This window comes from Paenochrobactrum glaciei, from assembly GCF_039522165.1.
GTDB lineage: Bacteria > Pseudomonadota > Alphaproteobacteria > Rhizobiales > Rhizobiaceae > Paenochrobactrum > Paenochrobactrum glaciei.
Window position 1 is genome coordinate 159,568 of sequence record NZ_BAAADE010000001.1, and the last position, 13,822, is coordinate 173,389.

Genomic DNA, 13,822 nt, shown 5'->3' on the forward strand with positions numbered 1-13,822 from the left:
GTACGAATGATGTCTTATCTGGTGCGGTTTACAAAAACCGTAACGACCGGTTTTTTGCCCCAAACTTCGTTGGCGCTCGCACGCACCGCACGGCGAACCGATTCCTGCACCAGACTCAAATCCTTGCGACGCGCACGTGGAATGCTTTCAATCGCACTCATCGCTGCATCATAAAGAATATCTTCAATCAGATCACCCTGTCCGTCTTCTTCCGGCAAGCCAAAGGCCACCACATCAGGCTCGCCTTCGATTTTCAGATTGCTGTCGAGCAGAACGGAAACTGCCACATGGCCAACATAAGCCAATTTGCGGCGCTCAGTGATACCCACTTCATCTTCATCACCAATCAGCTTGCCATCTTTAAAAAGACGGCCAATCGGTGCTTCATCAATGACTTTAGCTTCACCCGGCGCCAGTTTCAAAATACCACCATCGCGCACTTGCGCAATCTGGCCGATACCTTCCATCGCACCAAGCGATGCCTGACCAACAAGATGGGCTGCTTCACCATGAACCGGCACAAGAATCTGCGGGCGAACCCACTTATACATCTGGCGCAACTCATTGCGACGCGGGTGACCTGAAACATGCACCAGACCATCTTCATCAGTGATGATCTTAATACCCTGTTCGATCAGGCGGTTTTTGGTCTCAATAATCGCTTTTTCATTACCCGGAATAGCACGGGATGAATAAATCACCGTATCACCGGCAGTCAGTGCGAGGCTGCGCATTTCATCACGCGATAATTTAGCCAATGCTGCGCGTGATTCTCCCTGACTACCAGTCAGAATCATCACAACATTTTCACGCGGGATATAGCCGTAATCTTCTTCGCTCAAAAACTCCGGCAGGCCTTCCATATAGCCAAGCTCGGTTGCAACAGAAATTGCGCGTTTCATTGAACGGCCAACAATCAAAACCTGACGCCCTGCATCACGTGCTGCCTCAGCGATTGAGCGAATACGGCCGACATTGGATGAGAAAGTGGTGATCGCCACGCGGCCACGGGCTTTTTCAATCAGCTCACGCAGGCTGTTTGATACTTCACGCTCAGATGGTGATTCACCTTCACGCAGCGCGTTGGTACTATCGCAGATCAGCGCCAGCACACCGGCATCGCCAAGTGCGCGGAAACGTGCTTCATCAATCAACGGCCCCAAAGTCGGTTCCGGATCGATCTTCCAGTCACCGGTATGAATGACCGTGCCAAGCTCAGTGGTAATCGCCAAGGATACAGGCTCAGGGATCGAGTGCGTTACCGCCAAAGCTTCGATCTTGAAAGGTCCGGCTTCAAAAGTTTCACCGGCCTTATAGATCGTGACCGGAATTTCAGGCGCGTTATATTCGCCCTGACGCTTTGCTTCCAACAAACCAGCCGTAAATGGTGTCGCATAAACCGGTGCTTTAATACGCGGCCACAAATCCAGCAAAGCGCCATAATGGTCTTCATGCGCATGCGTAATGATGATCGCGCGCACATTGTGCTTTTCAGCTTCAAGAAAACGGATATCCGGCAGGATAAGATCTGCGCCCGGATGTTCTGGTCCGGCGAAGCTCACCCCCATATCAACCACAATCCATTCGCGGTTATCCTCGGGACCATAGCCATACATGGCCAAGTTCATACCGATTTCACCGACGCCGCCAAGCGGCAGGAAAACGAGTTGAGTATTATGTGTGCGGGGCATAGAGCCTCCCTAATTCATATTCACTATTGTTGATGAACAGGTGGACTGAATAACTAAGCATTGCAAGCCCGCAGCTGATCACAACTTAATAATTAACTGTTTAAGTGTTGTTGCGCACCGATGCGACTGACCCGAAATAGACATCACCGGCAGTAATTGTGGTGCGTGTACCATCACCCTCACAAATAACCAAACGGCATGAACTATCAATTGTTTCAAAGACACCTTCGACGAGCTTACCTTCAACCATGACGGAAACAGGATTGCCCAATTGATGCGCACGTTCAAGCCATTTCAGGCGAATAGCATCCAAGCCTAAACCATGATTCCAGATTTGGTAATTGATGGCCCAGGCATCTGAAAGTGCCATAAATAGTGTTTCCGCATCGCAGTCACTGCCAAGTTTTTGCAAACATGTCGCTTCATAAGGCAAATCGGTCGGATGACTGACAATATTTGTGCCAATACCAATCGCCAAACCAAAACGATTTTGTGCAAGCAGAACTGTTTCCAGCAAAATGCCCGATAATTTAGCGCCGTTGACGAAAACATCATTCGGCCATTTGAGCGTTACACACGGACACTCTTTAAGATTGTTCTTTGGATTATGGGCTGTCAGAACGGCGTCAAGCGACTCGGCCAGAGCAAGGCCGGCAACAAACCCTAATGTAGCAGCATTTTTGAGATCAAAAGGCTCAACAAGCAACAAAGTAGAAGCCAGATTTCCTTCCGGCGTTGACCATGCACGGCCACGACGGCCACGGCCACTTTCCTGTCGCTTGGAGACAAACCAGATTTTACCCTGATCACCGCCAGCAGCTCTTTCCAGAGCTACCGCATTGGTCGAACCTATCGTCTCGAAACTTTCAAGACGATAGGATTGACTAAGTGCAATTGGAGAAAGCGAGAAGCGCATCGCTCACTCCTTATTCTGAAATTCCGACATCAAAAGAATGCCATCATTTAATTCCGACATTAAAAGAATGTCTGGGAAGCAGTTGCTGCCCATTCCACGATATAGCCTGCAAACAGACCATAAAGCAGAGTAAGCAATGCTGATGCACCCAGTACCAGACGAAGTTCACCGGCAATCGGCAGGAACTTCTCTGTTGCAGGCTCATCAAACCACATGATCTTGATCATACGTAAGTAATAGAACGCACCAACAACAGAAGCCACGATACCTATGATTGCCAGCGGATAAAGTCCGGCCTGAACAGCAGCAACAAATGTGTACCATTTACCGAAGAAACCAGCCAAAGGCGGGATACCGGCAAGCGAGAACAACAGAATGGTCATCGCGGTTGCCATCATCGGATTTGAACGGGACAGACCTGCCAGATCTTCAATGCCTTCAACACTGCCCTGCTTGGTGCGCATTGCCAGAATGAAAGCAAATGTACCAAGGGTCATGATGAGATAGATGAGCATGTAGATCAGCACGCCGCGCACACCGATTTCAGTGCCCGCTGCCAGACCGACAAGCGCATAACCCATATGGCTGATTGAAGAATAAGCCATCAGGCGCTTGATGTTGCGCTGACCGATTGCAGCAAATGCACCCAAGATCATGGAAGCAAGAGCCACAAAAATGATGACCTGCTGCCAGTCATGAGTGACCGGTGCAAAAGCTTCACCAACCACACGCAGGATAAGCGCCATTGCAGCCATTTTAGGAGCGGCAGCAAAGAAAGCGGTTACCGGTGTCGGCGAACCTTCATACACATCCGGTGTCCACATATGGAACGGAACAGCCGAAATTTTGAAGCAAAGACCGGCCAGAATGAAGACCAGACCAAAGACCAGTCCAAGTTCACGTTCGCCGCCAGATACTGCCTGTGCAATTTCTGCAAAGCCGATATGGCCGGTATAGCCGTAAACCAGTGAGATACCATAGAGCATCATACCGGAAGACAGAGCACCGAGAACGAAATATTTCAGACCAGCTTCTGTGGAACGAACACTGTCGCGGTTGAAAGCAGCAAGCACATAAAGCGCCAGCGACTGCAATTCGAGACCCATGTAAAGTGTCAGCATATTGGATGCCGAAACCATCAGGAGCATACCCAATGTGGCCAGAACAACCAAAACAGGGAACTCGAATTTATCGAATTTTTCTTCACGCGCATAGCCGACCGACATGATCAGCGTCACGATGGAGCCGATCAATGTCAGGATCTTCATGAAGCGGCCAAAACCATCGGCGATATAAGCATCGCCGAAAGCTTTTCCGTCATGCGGGAAGAGAATGACCAGAGCCAATGCTGCAATCAGCACGGCCACAGTCAATCCGTTGACGAGAGTTGAGGCTCGCGAGCCAGAGAAAACCCCAATCATGAGCAACGCAAGCGCGCTCAGGGCAAGGAGAACCTCCGGAGCTGCGAGTGTGAGATTAGCTATCAGGTCGGTCTGCATCGGCCTTCGCCTTATTCCTTACTGCGCCAGCGCTGCGCTTGCGGCATTTGCCAGCGCTGCGTCGTATTGATTAATCAAGGCATGAACTGCACCGGCAGTCACATCGAAGACCGGCATAGGATACACACCAAAGAAGATCGTGAGAGCCACGAGCGGATAGAGGATCAGCTTTTCACGCGGGCTGAGATCCAGAAGGCCTTTCAGGCTTTCTTTGGTCAGCGCACCGAAGATGACCTGACGGTAGAGCCAGAGAGCATAAACCGCCGAGAAGATCACGCCTGAGGTTGCAAGAACTGCAATCCAGGTATTCACACGGAAAACACCGAACAATGTCAGGAATTCACCAATGAAACCAGACGTACCCGGCAAGCCGACATTCGCCATGGTGAGGATCAGGAATGCAACAGCATATTTCGGCATGTTGTTAACCAGGCCACCAAAAGCGGCAATCTCTCTTGTGTGCATGCGGTCATAAATAACACCAACACCAAGGAAGAGTGCACCCGACACGATACCGTGTGAAAGCATCTGGAAGATCGCGCCCTGAAGCCCCTGCTCATTGGCCGCAAAAATACCCATCGTGACATAGCCCATGTGAGCGACAGACGAATAAGCAATAAGCTTTTTAATATCGGTCTGCACAAAGGCGACAAGCGATGTGTAGATGATTGCAATCACCGACAGCGTGAAGACGAGTGGTGCGAAATCGGCAGAAGCAAGCGGGAACATCGGCAGCGAGAAACGGATAAAGCCGTAACCACCGAGCTTCAGCAAGATACCAGCCAGAATAACCGAACCGGCAGTTGGTGCTTCCACGTGAGCATCCGGCAACCATGTATGCACCGGCCACATCGGCATTTTCACGGCAAAAGATGCGAAGAATGCCAGCCATAGCCATGTTTGCATTGAGGCCGGGAAATTGAACTTATGCAGCTCAACAATATCCATCGTGCCTGCCTGCCAGTACATTGCCATGATAGCAATCAGCATCAGCACCGAACCAAGCAGCGTATAGAGGAAGAATTTGAACGATGCATAAACGCGACGTTCACCACCCCAAACACCGATGATAATAAACATCGGGATCAAGCTTGCTTCAAAGTAAACGTAGAAGAGGAACAGATCGAGTGCACAGAACACACCGATCATCAGCGTTTCAAGAATAAGAAACGCGATCATATATTCCTTCAGGCGTTTTTGTACGGATACCCAGCTGGCAAGAATACAGAAAGGCATCAAGAAAGCTGAGAGCACAACAAACAGTACCGAAATACCGTCGACGCCCATGTGGTAGCTGATGCCACCACCCAGCCATTCGATCTTTTCCACCATCTGGAAACCGGCATTCTCATTATCGAAGCCGGCCCAAACGACCAGTGAAAGGATCAATACAAAAACTGTTGTCAGTAATGCGACATTACGAATGTTGCGGCGCGCGGCCTCTCCCTCATCTTTAATCAAAAAGATGAGCAGAGCACCGATGAGCGGCAGAAACGTAACCGTTGATAAAATGGGCCAGTCAGTCATCAGAAAGTGCTCCCGAGCATCATCCAAGTGACGAGCGCGGCGACGCCGATCAGCATCGCGAATGCGTAGTGATAAAGGAAACCGGTCTGCATTTTAACAACTCGGTTGGTGATATTAAGCACGCGAGCGGAAATTCCGTTCGGGCCGAAGCCGTCAATCAGCCAGCCGTCGCCGATTTTCCAGAAGAAACGGCCAAGACCCCGTGCTGTACGGACAAAGAGGAAGTCATAGAGCTCATCAAAATACCATTTGTTGAGCAGGAACCGGTAGAGACCCGGATGACGTCCGGCCAGTTCCGACGGGATCTTTGGCGAGCGGATGTAGAAAATCCATGCCAGCACAAAGCCGATTACCATGACAATGAAAGGTGACCACTTGACCAATGTTGGTACGTGATGGGCTTCTTCCATAATGTGATTGTCAGCAGCGGTGAACAGAGCGCCTTTCCAGAAAGCGTCATAGTGATCGCCGAAGAAATAACCGACAAAGAACACACCGGCAAACAATGCACCAACAGCCAAAATGAACAGCGGAACAAGCATTACAGGTGGTGAATCATGCACATGATGCATCACTTCTGCGGAAGCGCGTGGCTTACCGTGGAAGGTCATGAAAATCAGACGCCATGAGTAGAAGCTGGTGAAGAGCGCAGCCACAACCAGAAGCGTGAATGCATAACCGGCAGCAGGGCTTGTCGATGCAAAGGCGGATTCAATGATCGCGTCTTTGGAGAAGAAGCCTGCAGTACCAATGATGGTGCCCGGAATACCAAGACCTGTCAGTGCGACTGTCCCGATAATCATCATCCAATAGGTGGTCGGGATCAGTTTACGCAAACCGCCCATACGACGCATATCCTGCTCATCAGAAACCGCATGGATAACGGAACCTGCGCCCAAGAATAGCAGCGCTTTAAAGAAGGCGTGTGTGAACAGGTGGAAAACGGCAGCGCCATAAGCGCCGACACCAAGTGCCACAAACATGTAACCCAGCTGCGAACAGGTGGAATAAGCAATGACGCGTTTGATATCGTTTTGCACCAGGCCAACGGTTGCAGCAAAAAAGGCAGTTGTTGCACCAATGATGGTTACAACTACGAGAGCATCCGGCGACAGTTCAAAGATCGGCGACATACGCGCAACCATGAACACTCCGGCGGTCACCATGGTAGCCGCGTGAATAAGCGCTGACACAGGTGTCGGGCCTTCCATCGCATCTGGCAACCATGTGTGAAGCAGGAACTGCGCCGATTTACCCATCGCACCCATGAACAACAGCAGGCAAACCACTGTCAAAGCTGAGCCTTTGGTCAATGAAAGTCCGAGGAAGGTCAAAACAACTTCATCGGCACCTTCACCGGCGGTCATGTAAGTACCGGCAGCTTTAAAGATGGTGTCGTAATCGACTGCGGTAAACAAGGCAAACAAGCCGAAGATACCGAGCAGGAAGCCGAAGTCACCAACGCGGTTGACAACAAAAGCTTTCATCGCAGCCGCATTGGCCGAAGGCTTTTTGAACCAGAATCCAATCAGCAAATAGGATGCAAGACCAACGCCTTCCCAACCAAAGAACATCTGGATCAGGTTATCCGATGTCACCAGTGTGAGCATGGCGAAGGTAAAGAGCGACAGGTAAGCAAAGAAACGCGGACGGTGCGGATCATTATGCATATAGCCGATCGAGTAAATATGCACCAAAGCGGACACGCTGTTGACCACCACCAGCATGACTGCTGTCAGTGTATCAATGCGCAAAGCCCAGTCAAATGACAATTCACCCGATGTTACCCAATGCAAAACCGGAAGGCGCACTGGTTCGCTGTCGCCCATGGCAACAGTGAAAAAGGCAACCCACGATAATACGGCAACAACGACCATAAAGCCGGAAGTGATAAATTCACACGCCTTGGCACCCAGCTGCTTGCCAAAAAGGCCGGCAGCCAGAAAGCCCAAGAGTGGAAGGAAGACGATCGCGTAATAGAGCATCTGCCCGTCAACCTTTCATAACATTGACGTCTTCCACCGCAATGGAACCGCGGTTACGGAAGAAAACAACGAGAATTGCAAGACCAATCGCGGCTTCAGCAGCTGCAACAGTCAGAACGAAAAGTGCGAAAACCTGCCCGACCAGGTCGCCGAGCGTTGCAGAAAACGCCACAAAGTTAAGATTGACCGAGAGCAGGATCAGCTCCACCGACATCAAAATAACAATGACATTTTTGCGGTTTAAGAAAATACCGAAGACACCCAGCGTAAACAGGATTGCCGAAACGGTCAGATAATGTTCGATACCCACTACCATATCAGATGCCTTTACCTGTTTCGACTTTAACGATTTCGATGGCGGTTTCCGGTGTACGTGCAACCTGATCCGGGATCGACTGGCGCTTAACATTCGGCTTATGGCGCAGTGTCAGCACGATAGCACCGATCATTGCAACCAGAAGCACAAGGCCTGCGATCTGGAAGAAGAAGACGTAGTTTGTATAAAGCACATCACCCAAAGCCTGCGTATTGGTACGTGTTGCCGGATCCGGGATTGGCAGCACACCCGCCTCACCCAGCTTTGGTGAGAACTTGGTGCTGACAAAAACAACAACCAGCTCAGCCAGCAGGATAAGACCGACCAAAGCCCCAACCGGCGCATATTGCAAAGCGCCCTGCTTCAGTTCAGCAAAATCCACATCCAGCATCATCACCACAAAGAGGAACAATACCGCCACTGCGCCTACGTAAACGAGAAGCAGGATCATGGCCAAAAATTCAGCGCCTGTTAACAAAAACAGCGCCGCAGCATTAAAGAATGCAAGGATCAGGAACAGCACCGAATGTACTGGATTGCGCGCTGAGATGACCATGACCGCACTCGCGATCATGATAAAGGCGAACAGATAGAAAAACGCTGCCGCTAGACCTGTCAGCATGGGTTTACCCCAACACCTTTCCGGGGCGAAGCCCTATTGCTTCGCCAGCTCTTTTCATCACGCTAAGCGTGAAGTTAAACTCTGGTAACAAGGTTTTCACCTATCACCCATTCGATTACCGCTTAGCGCGATAAGGCATTCAATTATCGCTGATTAGCGATAAGGCGCATCAAGTGCGATGTTGCGCGCCAGTTCCCGTTCCCAACGGTCACCATTAGCGAGCAGCTTTTCTTTGTCATAGTAAAGTTCTTCGCGTGTTTCCGTGGCGAATTCGAAATTCGGCCCTTCAACAATCGCATCCACCGGACAGGCTTCCTGACAGAAACCGCAATAGATGCACTTTACCATATCAATATCGTAGCGAACCGTACGGCGTGTACCGTCATTGCGGCGCGGACCTGCTTCAATGGTGATGGCTTGTGCCGGGCAAATTGCTTCACACAACTTACAGGCAATGCAGCGCTCTTCACCATTCGGGTAACGACGCAGAGCATGCTCACCACGAAAACGCGGGCTGACAGGCCCCTTTTCATGCGGGTAGTTCAAAGTTGCCTTAGGCCCTACGAAATGGCGCATCGACAAAAAGAACGCTCCGACAAATTCCTTCAGCAAAAGCGATTTGGCAGCTTGAGCAAATGAAGACATGTTTTTCTCCTTAACCCACGAGGCCGGTAACTTTGAGGAAGGTTGCAGTTGCAACAACCATGAACAGTGAGATCGGCAGGAATACTTTCCAACCCAGACGCATCAGCTGGTCATAACGGTAACGCGGTACAAAGGCTTTCACGATCGAGAACAGGAAGAAACAGAAGCACAGTTTCAACATGAACCAGATGATACCCGGCACCCAGTTGAGGAACCACACATCGATGATCGGCAACCAGCCACCAAGGAACAGAATGGTCATCAAAGCACACATCAGTGTGATAGCCACATATTCACCAAGGAAGAACAGCAGGAACGGTGTCGATGAATATTCAATCATATGACCGGCGACGAGTTCGGATTCTGCTTCCACCAGATCGAATGGCGGACGGTTGGTTTCTGCCAATGCCGAGATGAAGAAAATCACGAACATCGGGAACAGACCCAGCCAATGCCAGTCAAGAAACGAAGCAGGCAGACCCATCATGGTACCAAGACCGGTATTCTGCGCCAGAACAATGTCGGTGAGGTTCAAAGAACCAACGCACAACAACACAGTCACGATCACAAAACCGATAGAGACTTCATAAGAAACCATCTGCGCGGCCGAACGCAAAGCACCAAGGAACGGATATTTCGAGTTGGAAGCCCAACCACCCATAATCACGCCGTAAACTTCCAAAGAAGAAATCGACAGAATATAGAGAATACCAACGTTAATATTGGCAATCGCCCAGCCTTCGCTGACCGGAATAACCGCCCATGTCGCCAGTGCCAGCACTGCCGAAATGAATGGTGCCAGCAAGAACACGCCCTTATTTGCACCTGAAGGAATGATTGGTTCCTTGAATACAAATTTCAGCAAGTCGGCAAAGGCCTGCAATGTACCCCATGGTCCAACAACGTTTGGACCGCGACGCATTTGAACTGCTGCCCATACCTTACGGTCAGCGTAAAGCAGATAAGCCACTACAATCAACAATACGACGAGCAGAACGACCGACTTCAGCGCTATAATCAGCGCGGGCAAGACGTAAGCTGCAAAAATTTCGTCCATTTTTCCGTCTCTCTCGCTTTACTCTGCCGCCTGCACAAACTGACCTTGAGCCAGTGCGGAACATTCAGCCATTACAGCTGATGCACGAGCAATCGGGTTTGTCAGATAGAAATCTTTAATTGTCGAAGCGAAGGCTTGTGTACCAAGCTTGGCAGACTGTTTGCCAAGCGCTGCAACATCGGCTGCTTTGCCCGGCTCAATCGCATCAATTGCAGCCATATGCGGGTAGTCCGCATAAAGTTTGGCGCGCAACTGAGCCAATGAATCAAATGGCAGACGCTGACCCAATGTGTCGGACAGAGCACGCAAAATTGCCCAGTCTTCCTTGGCTTCACCCGGTGCAAAACCTGCACGCATCGACATTTGCACTCGGCCTTCTGTATTCACATAAGTGCCTGATTTTTCTGTGTAAGCAGCGCCCGGCAGAATGACATCCGCTGCATGTGCGCCTGCATCACCATGGGTGCCCATATAGACAACAAATGTGTTGCCCTTAGCTGACATATCCAGCTCATCAGCACCGCTTAAGAAAACAACATCCAGCTTGCCCAGCATATCGGCAGCGCTCACACCAGCCTCACCCGGTACAAAGCCAAGATCCAAGGCACCAACGCGCGATGCTGCGGTGTGGAGAACCGAGAAACCATTCCAGTCTTCGCTCACCGCACCAACCTGATCGGCAAGTTTAGCGCTCGCGGCCAGAACATCGGCACCGTTTTCACCGGTCAATGCACCCTGACCAACAATGATCAATGGCTTGGATGCATTTTTCAGCACGCTTGCAAATTCGCCCTTGCCAGCAAGCAGATCGTTCAGGCTGTCAGCACCGGCGCCCAGATAATTGTAGGCATAACGCAGTTCTGCACGCTCACCGATCACACCAACAGTCAGCTTGCCCTGACGGTATCTCTTCAAGATACGGGAGTTTAGAACGGCGGCTTCAATGCGCGGGTTAGCACCGATGATCAGCAGAGCATCTGCCTGTTCGATACCTTCAATCGTGCTGTTGAAGAGGTACGACGCACGGCCAAATGCCGGATTAAGGGCCACACCATCCTGACGGCTGTCTGTGTTAACAGAACCAAGCGATGTCATCAGGTTCTTCAATGCGTAAATTTCTTCAACACTTGCCAGATCGCCGGCAACCGCACCGATACGCTCACCCGAAGTGGCGTTAACAGCAGCGGCAACAGCCGCAAATGCTTCCGGCCAGCTGGCAGCAACCAAGCGGCCATCTTTACGCACATACGGGCGATCAAGACGCTGTGTGCGCAGACCATCCCAAATGAAGCGGGTTTTGTCGGAAATCCACTCTTCGTTCACCTGTTCGTTCAGACGCGGCATAATACGCATCACTTCACGACCACGGGTATCAACGCGAATGGCAGAACCAAGAGCATCCATCACATCGATGGATTCTGTTTTGTTCAATTCCCAAGGACGCGCCTGAAATTCGTAAGGCTTGGATGTCAATGCGCCGACCGGACACAGATCAATCACGTTGCCCTGCAATTCAGAGGTCATCGCGCTTTCAAGATAAGTGGTGATTTCTGCATCTTCACCGCGACCGATAAGGCCGAGCTCAGAAATACCGGCAACTTCAGTGGTAAAACGAACGCAACGTGTGCAGTGAATGCAACGTGTCATTACAGTTTTGACCAACGGGCCGATATATTTGTCTTCAACCGCACGCTTATTTTCGCGGTAGCGGGAACCATCAGTACCAAAGGCCATGGCCTGATCCTGAAGGTCACACTCACCAGCCTGATCACAAATCGGGCAATCAAGCGGATGGTTGATGAGCAGGAACTCCATCACACCTTCGCGTGCCTTTTTGACCATAGGCGTATTGGTGAAAATTTCCGGTGTTTCGCCATTTGGTCCAGGACGCAAATCGCGCACACCCATAGCGCAAGATGCAGCAGGCTTTGGTGGCCCGCCCTTTACCTCAACCAAACACATGCGGCAGTTTCCGGCGATGGAAAGCCGCTCATGGAAGCAAAAACGCGGCACTTCAGCGCCTGCCTCTTCGGCTGCCTGAAGGAGCGTATAGTGATCGGGAACTTCGATCTCTGTGCCGTCAACCTTGATCTTTGCCATCACTTGTCCAAACCTGCGGCATCAGCCGCATATCTTCAAACCTTGCGGCATTTGCCGCACAACCTTAAATCCAAGCGGCCAAGCCGCATGCCTTTAAACTTAAAGTCACAGACCGGACAGACCGGTCTGCAGCCTTTTTACTCCGCTGCTTCCAAAGCAATGTTACGGCTTTGAACAGCATTGCGTGTATATTCATCAATGCGCTTTTCAATTTCAGGGCGGAAATTGCGGATCAGGCCCTGAACCGGCCATGCAGCAGCATCGCCCAGCGCACAAATGGTGTGACCTTCAATCTGCTTGGTCACATCGAACAACATGTCGATTTCGCGCTTCTGCGCATTACCGGTTACCATGCGTTCCATCACACGCCACATCCAACCTGTACCTTCACGACACGGTGTGCACTGGCCGCAGCTTTCATGTTTGAAGAAAGCTGAAAGACGCGCAATCGCTTTAATCACGTCGGTTGATTTGTCCATGACAATCAAACCACCGGTACCGAATGAGGATTTAACGTCACGCATGCCGTCAAAATCCATCACCGCATCCATCATGTCTTCTGCTTTAACAAGCGGACAGGATGCGCCACCTGGAATAACTGCAAGCAGATTATCCCAACCGCCGCGAATACCACCGGCATGCTTTTCGATCAGCTCACGGAACGGAACGCCCATGACTTCTTCAACAGTGCAAGGTGTGTTGACGTGGCCGGAAATCTGAAACAGCTTGGTGCCGACATTGTTCGGGCGGCCAAGCGACGAGAACCATGCACCGCCGCGACGCAAAATGGTCGGAGCAACAGAAATGGATTCTACGTTGTTCACAGTTGTCGGGCAGCCATAGAGACCGACATTGGCCGGAAACGGAGGCTTCAAGCGTGGCTGGCCTTTTTTGCCTTCCAAGCTTTCGAGCAAAGCTGTTTCTTCACCGCAAATATAAGCGCCTGCGCCGTGGGAGACGTAAACGTCCATATCCCAGCCGCATTTGTTATTTTTGCCAAGCAACCCTGCTGCGTAGCACTCATCAATTGCAGCTTGCAGTGCTTCACGCTCACGCATGAACTCACCACGAATATAGATGTAAGCAGTATGTGCGCCCATTGCGCAACCGGCAATCACGCAGCCTTCGATCAGCGTATGCGGATCATGGCGCATGATGTCACGGTCTTTACAAGTGCCCGGCTCCGACTCATCCGCGTTCACAACGAGGTAATGCGGACGGCCATCGCTTTCTTTCGGCATGAAAGACCATTTCATACCGGTCGGGAAGCCCGCACCACCACGACCACGAAGACCGGAAGCCTTCATTTCGTTGATGATCCAGTCACGACCCTGATCGATCAGGCCTTTGGTATTGTCCCAATGGCCGCGAGCCATCGCACCTTTAAGCGATTTGTCTTTCAGGCCATAAATATTTGTAAAGATACGATCTTTATCAGCCAGCATCAAATCAGCCCTCCGCTTT

11 protein-coding genes are annotated in these 13,822 nt (G+C 50.9%); all 11 read right to left on the reverse strand.

What is annotated here, in order from left to right; all coding sequences use genetic code 11:
- Window positions 1-14: 14 nt before the first annotated feature.
- Window positions 15-1,691: a ribonuclease J gene (locus tag ABDZ76_RS00825; protein ID WP_343800097.1), complete on the reverse strand. Its 1,677-nt coding sequence runs from the start codon at window positions 1,689-1,691 to the stop codon at window positions 15-17.
- 100 nt (window positions 1,692-1,791) lie between these two features.
- Window positions 1,792-2,607, reverse strand: coding sequence for a biotin--[acetyl-CoA-carboxylase] ligase (locus ABDZ76_RS00830; protein WP_343800099.1), 816 nt, complete (start codon window positions 2,605-2,607; stop codon window positions 1,792-1,794).
- A 59-nt stretch (window positions 2,608-2,666) separates the two neighbouring features.
- Window positions 2,667-4,106, reverse strand: a complete 1,440-nt coding sequence (gene nuoN / locus ABDZ76_RS00835) for an NADH-quinone oxidoreductase subunit NuoN (RefSeq protein ID WP_343800101.1) — start codon at window positions 4,104-4,106, stop codon at window positions 2,667-2,669.
- 18 nt (window positions 4,107-4,124) lie between these two features.
- Complete coding sequence (locus tag ABDZ76_RS00840) at window positions 4,125-5,633, reverse strand: NADH-quinone oxidoreductase subunit M (RefSeq protein ID WP_343800103.1); 1,509 nt, start codon at window positions 5,631-5,633, stop codon at window positions 4,125-4,127.
- Complete coding sequence (gene nuoL / locus ABDZ76_RS00845) at window positions 5,633-7,618, reverse strand: NADH-quinone oxidoreductase subunit L (RefSeq protein ID WP_343800105.1); 1,986 nt, start codon at window positions 7,616-7,618, stop codon at window positions 5,633-5,635. Before nuoL ends, ABDZ76_RS00840 begins: the two co-directional genes overlap by 1 nt.
- Window positions 7,619-7,625: 7 nt before the next feature.
- The gene (gene nuoK / locus ABDZ76_RS00850; protein WP_184219974.1) at window positions 7,626-7,934 is read right to left on the reverse strand and encodes an NADH-quinone oxidoreductase subunit NuoK; all 309 of its coding nucleotides are present in this window, start codon (window positions 7,932-7,934) and stop codon (window positions 7,626-7,628) included.
- 1 nt (window position 7,935) lies between these two features.
- Window positions 7,936-8,556 (reverse strand): NADH-quinone oxidoreductase subunit J, encoded by a 621-nt coding sequence (locus tag ABDZ76_RS00855; protein WP_343800109.1) that lies wholly within the window; start codon window positions 8,554-8,556, stop codon window positions 7,936-7,938.
- Between the two features lie 153 nt (window positions 8,557-8,709).
- On the reverse strand, window positions 8,710-9,201 hold the full coding sequence (nuoI, locus tag ABDZ76_RS00860; protein ID WP_343800111.1) for an NADH-quinone oxidoreductase subunit NuoI: 492 nt from the start codon (window positions 9,199-9,201) through the stop codon (window positions 8,710-8,712).
- Window positions 9,202-9,211: 10 nt separating this feature from the next.
- Window positions 9,212-10,258, reverse strand: a complete 1,047-nt coding sequence (nuoH, locus tag ABDZ76_RS00865) for an NADH-quinone oxidoreductase subunit NuoH (RefSeq protein WP_343800113.1) — start codon at window positions 10,256-10,258, stop codon at window positions 9,212-9,214.
- Window positions 10,259-10,276: 18 nt separating this feature from the next.
- Window positions 10,277-12,358 carry an NADH-quinone oxidoreductase subunit NuoG gene (gene nuoG / locus ABDZ76_RS00870; RefSeq protein WP_343800115.1) on the reverse strand — a complete coding sequence of 694 codons (2,082 nt, stop codon included), beginning with the start codon at window positions 12,356-12,358 and terminating at the stop codon, window positions 10,277-10,279.
- 137 nt (window positions 12,359-12,495) lie between these two features.
- Complete coding sequence (nuoF, locus tag ABDZ76_RS00875; protein WP_343800117.1) at window positions 12,496-13,803, reverse strand: NADH-quinone oxidoreductase subunit NuoF; 1,308 nt, start codon at window positions 13,801-13,803, stop codon at window positions 12,496-12,498.
- Window positions 13,804-13,822 lie beyond the last annotated feature (19 nt).

What these genes read in the sequence shown, in the direction of transcription:
- ABDZ76_RS00840 (WP_343800103.1), bottom strand. Translation starts at nt 5,633, where the DNA reads ATGACTGACTGGCCCATTTTATCAACGGTTACGTTTCTGCCGCTCATC.
- nuoI (WP_343800111.1), bottom strand. Translation starts at nt 9,201, where the DNA reads ATGTCTTCATTTGCTCAAGCTGCCAAATCGCTTTTGCTGAAGGAATTT.
- ABDZ76_RS00825 (WP_343800097.1), bottom strand. Translation starts at nt 1,691, where the DNA reads ATGCCCCGCACACATAATACTCAACTCGTTTTCCTGCCGCTTGGCGGC.
- nuoN (WP_343800101.1), bottom strand. Translation starts at nt 4,106, where the DNA reads ATGCAGACCGACCTGATAGCTAATCTCACACTCGCAGCTCCGGAGGTT.
- nuoF (WP_343800117.1), bottom strand. Translation starts at nt 13,803, where the DNA reads ATGCTGGCTGATAAAGATCGTATCTTTACAAATATTTATGGCCTGAAA.
- ABDZ76_RS00855 (WP_343800109.1), bottom strand. Translation starts at nt 8,556, where the DNA reads ATGCTGACAGGTCTAGCGGCAGCGTTTTTCTATCTGTTCGCCTTTATC.
- nuoL (WP_343800105.1), bottom strand. Translation starts at nt 7,618, where the DNA reads ATGCTCTATTACGCGATCGTCTTCCTTCCACTCTTGGGCTTTCTGGCT.
- ABDZ76_RS00830 (WP_343800099.1), bottom strand. Translation starts at nt 2,607, where the DNA reads ATGCGCTTCTCGCTTTCTCCAATTGCACTTAGTCAATCCTATCGTCTT.
- nuoH (WP_343800113.1), bottom strand. Translation starts at nt 10,258, where the DNA reads ATGGACGAAATTTTTGCAGCTTACGTCTTGCCCGCGCTGATTATAGCG.
- nuoK (WP_184219974.1), bottom strand. Translation starts at nt 7,934, where the DNA reads ATGGTAGTGGGTATCGAACATTATCTGACCGTTTCGGCAATCCTGTTT.
- nuoG (WP_343800115.1), bottom strand. Translation starts at nt 12,358, where the DNA reads ATGGCAAAGATCAAGGTTGACGGCACAGAGATCGAAGTTCCCGATCAC.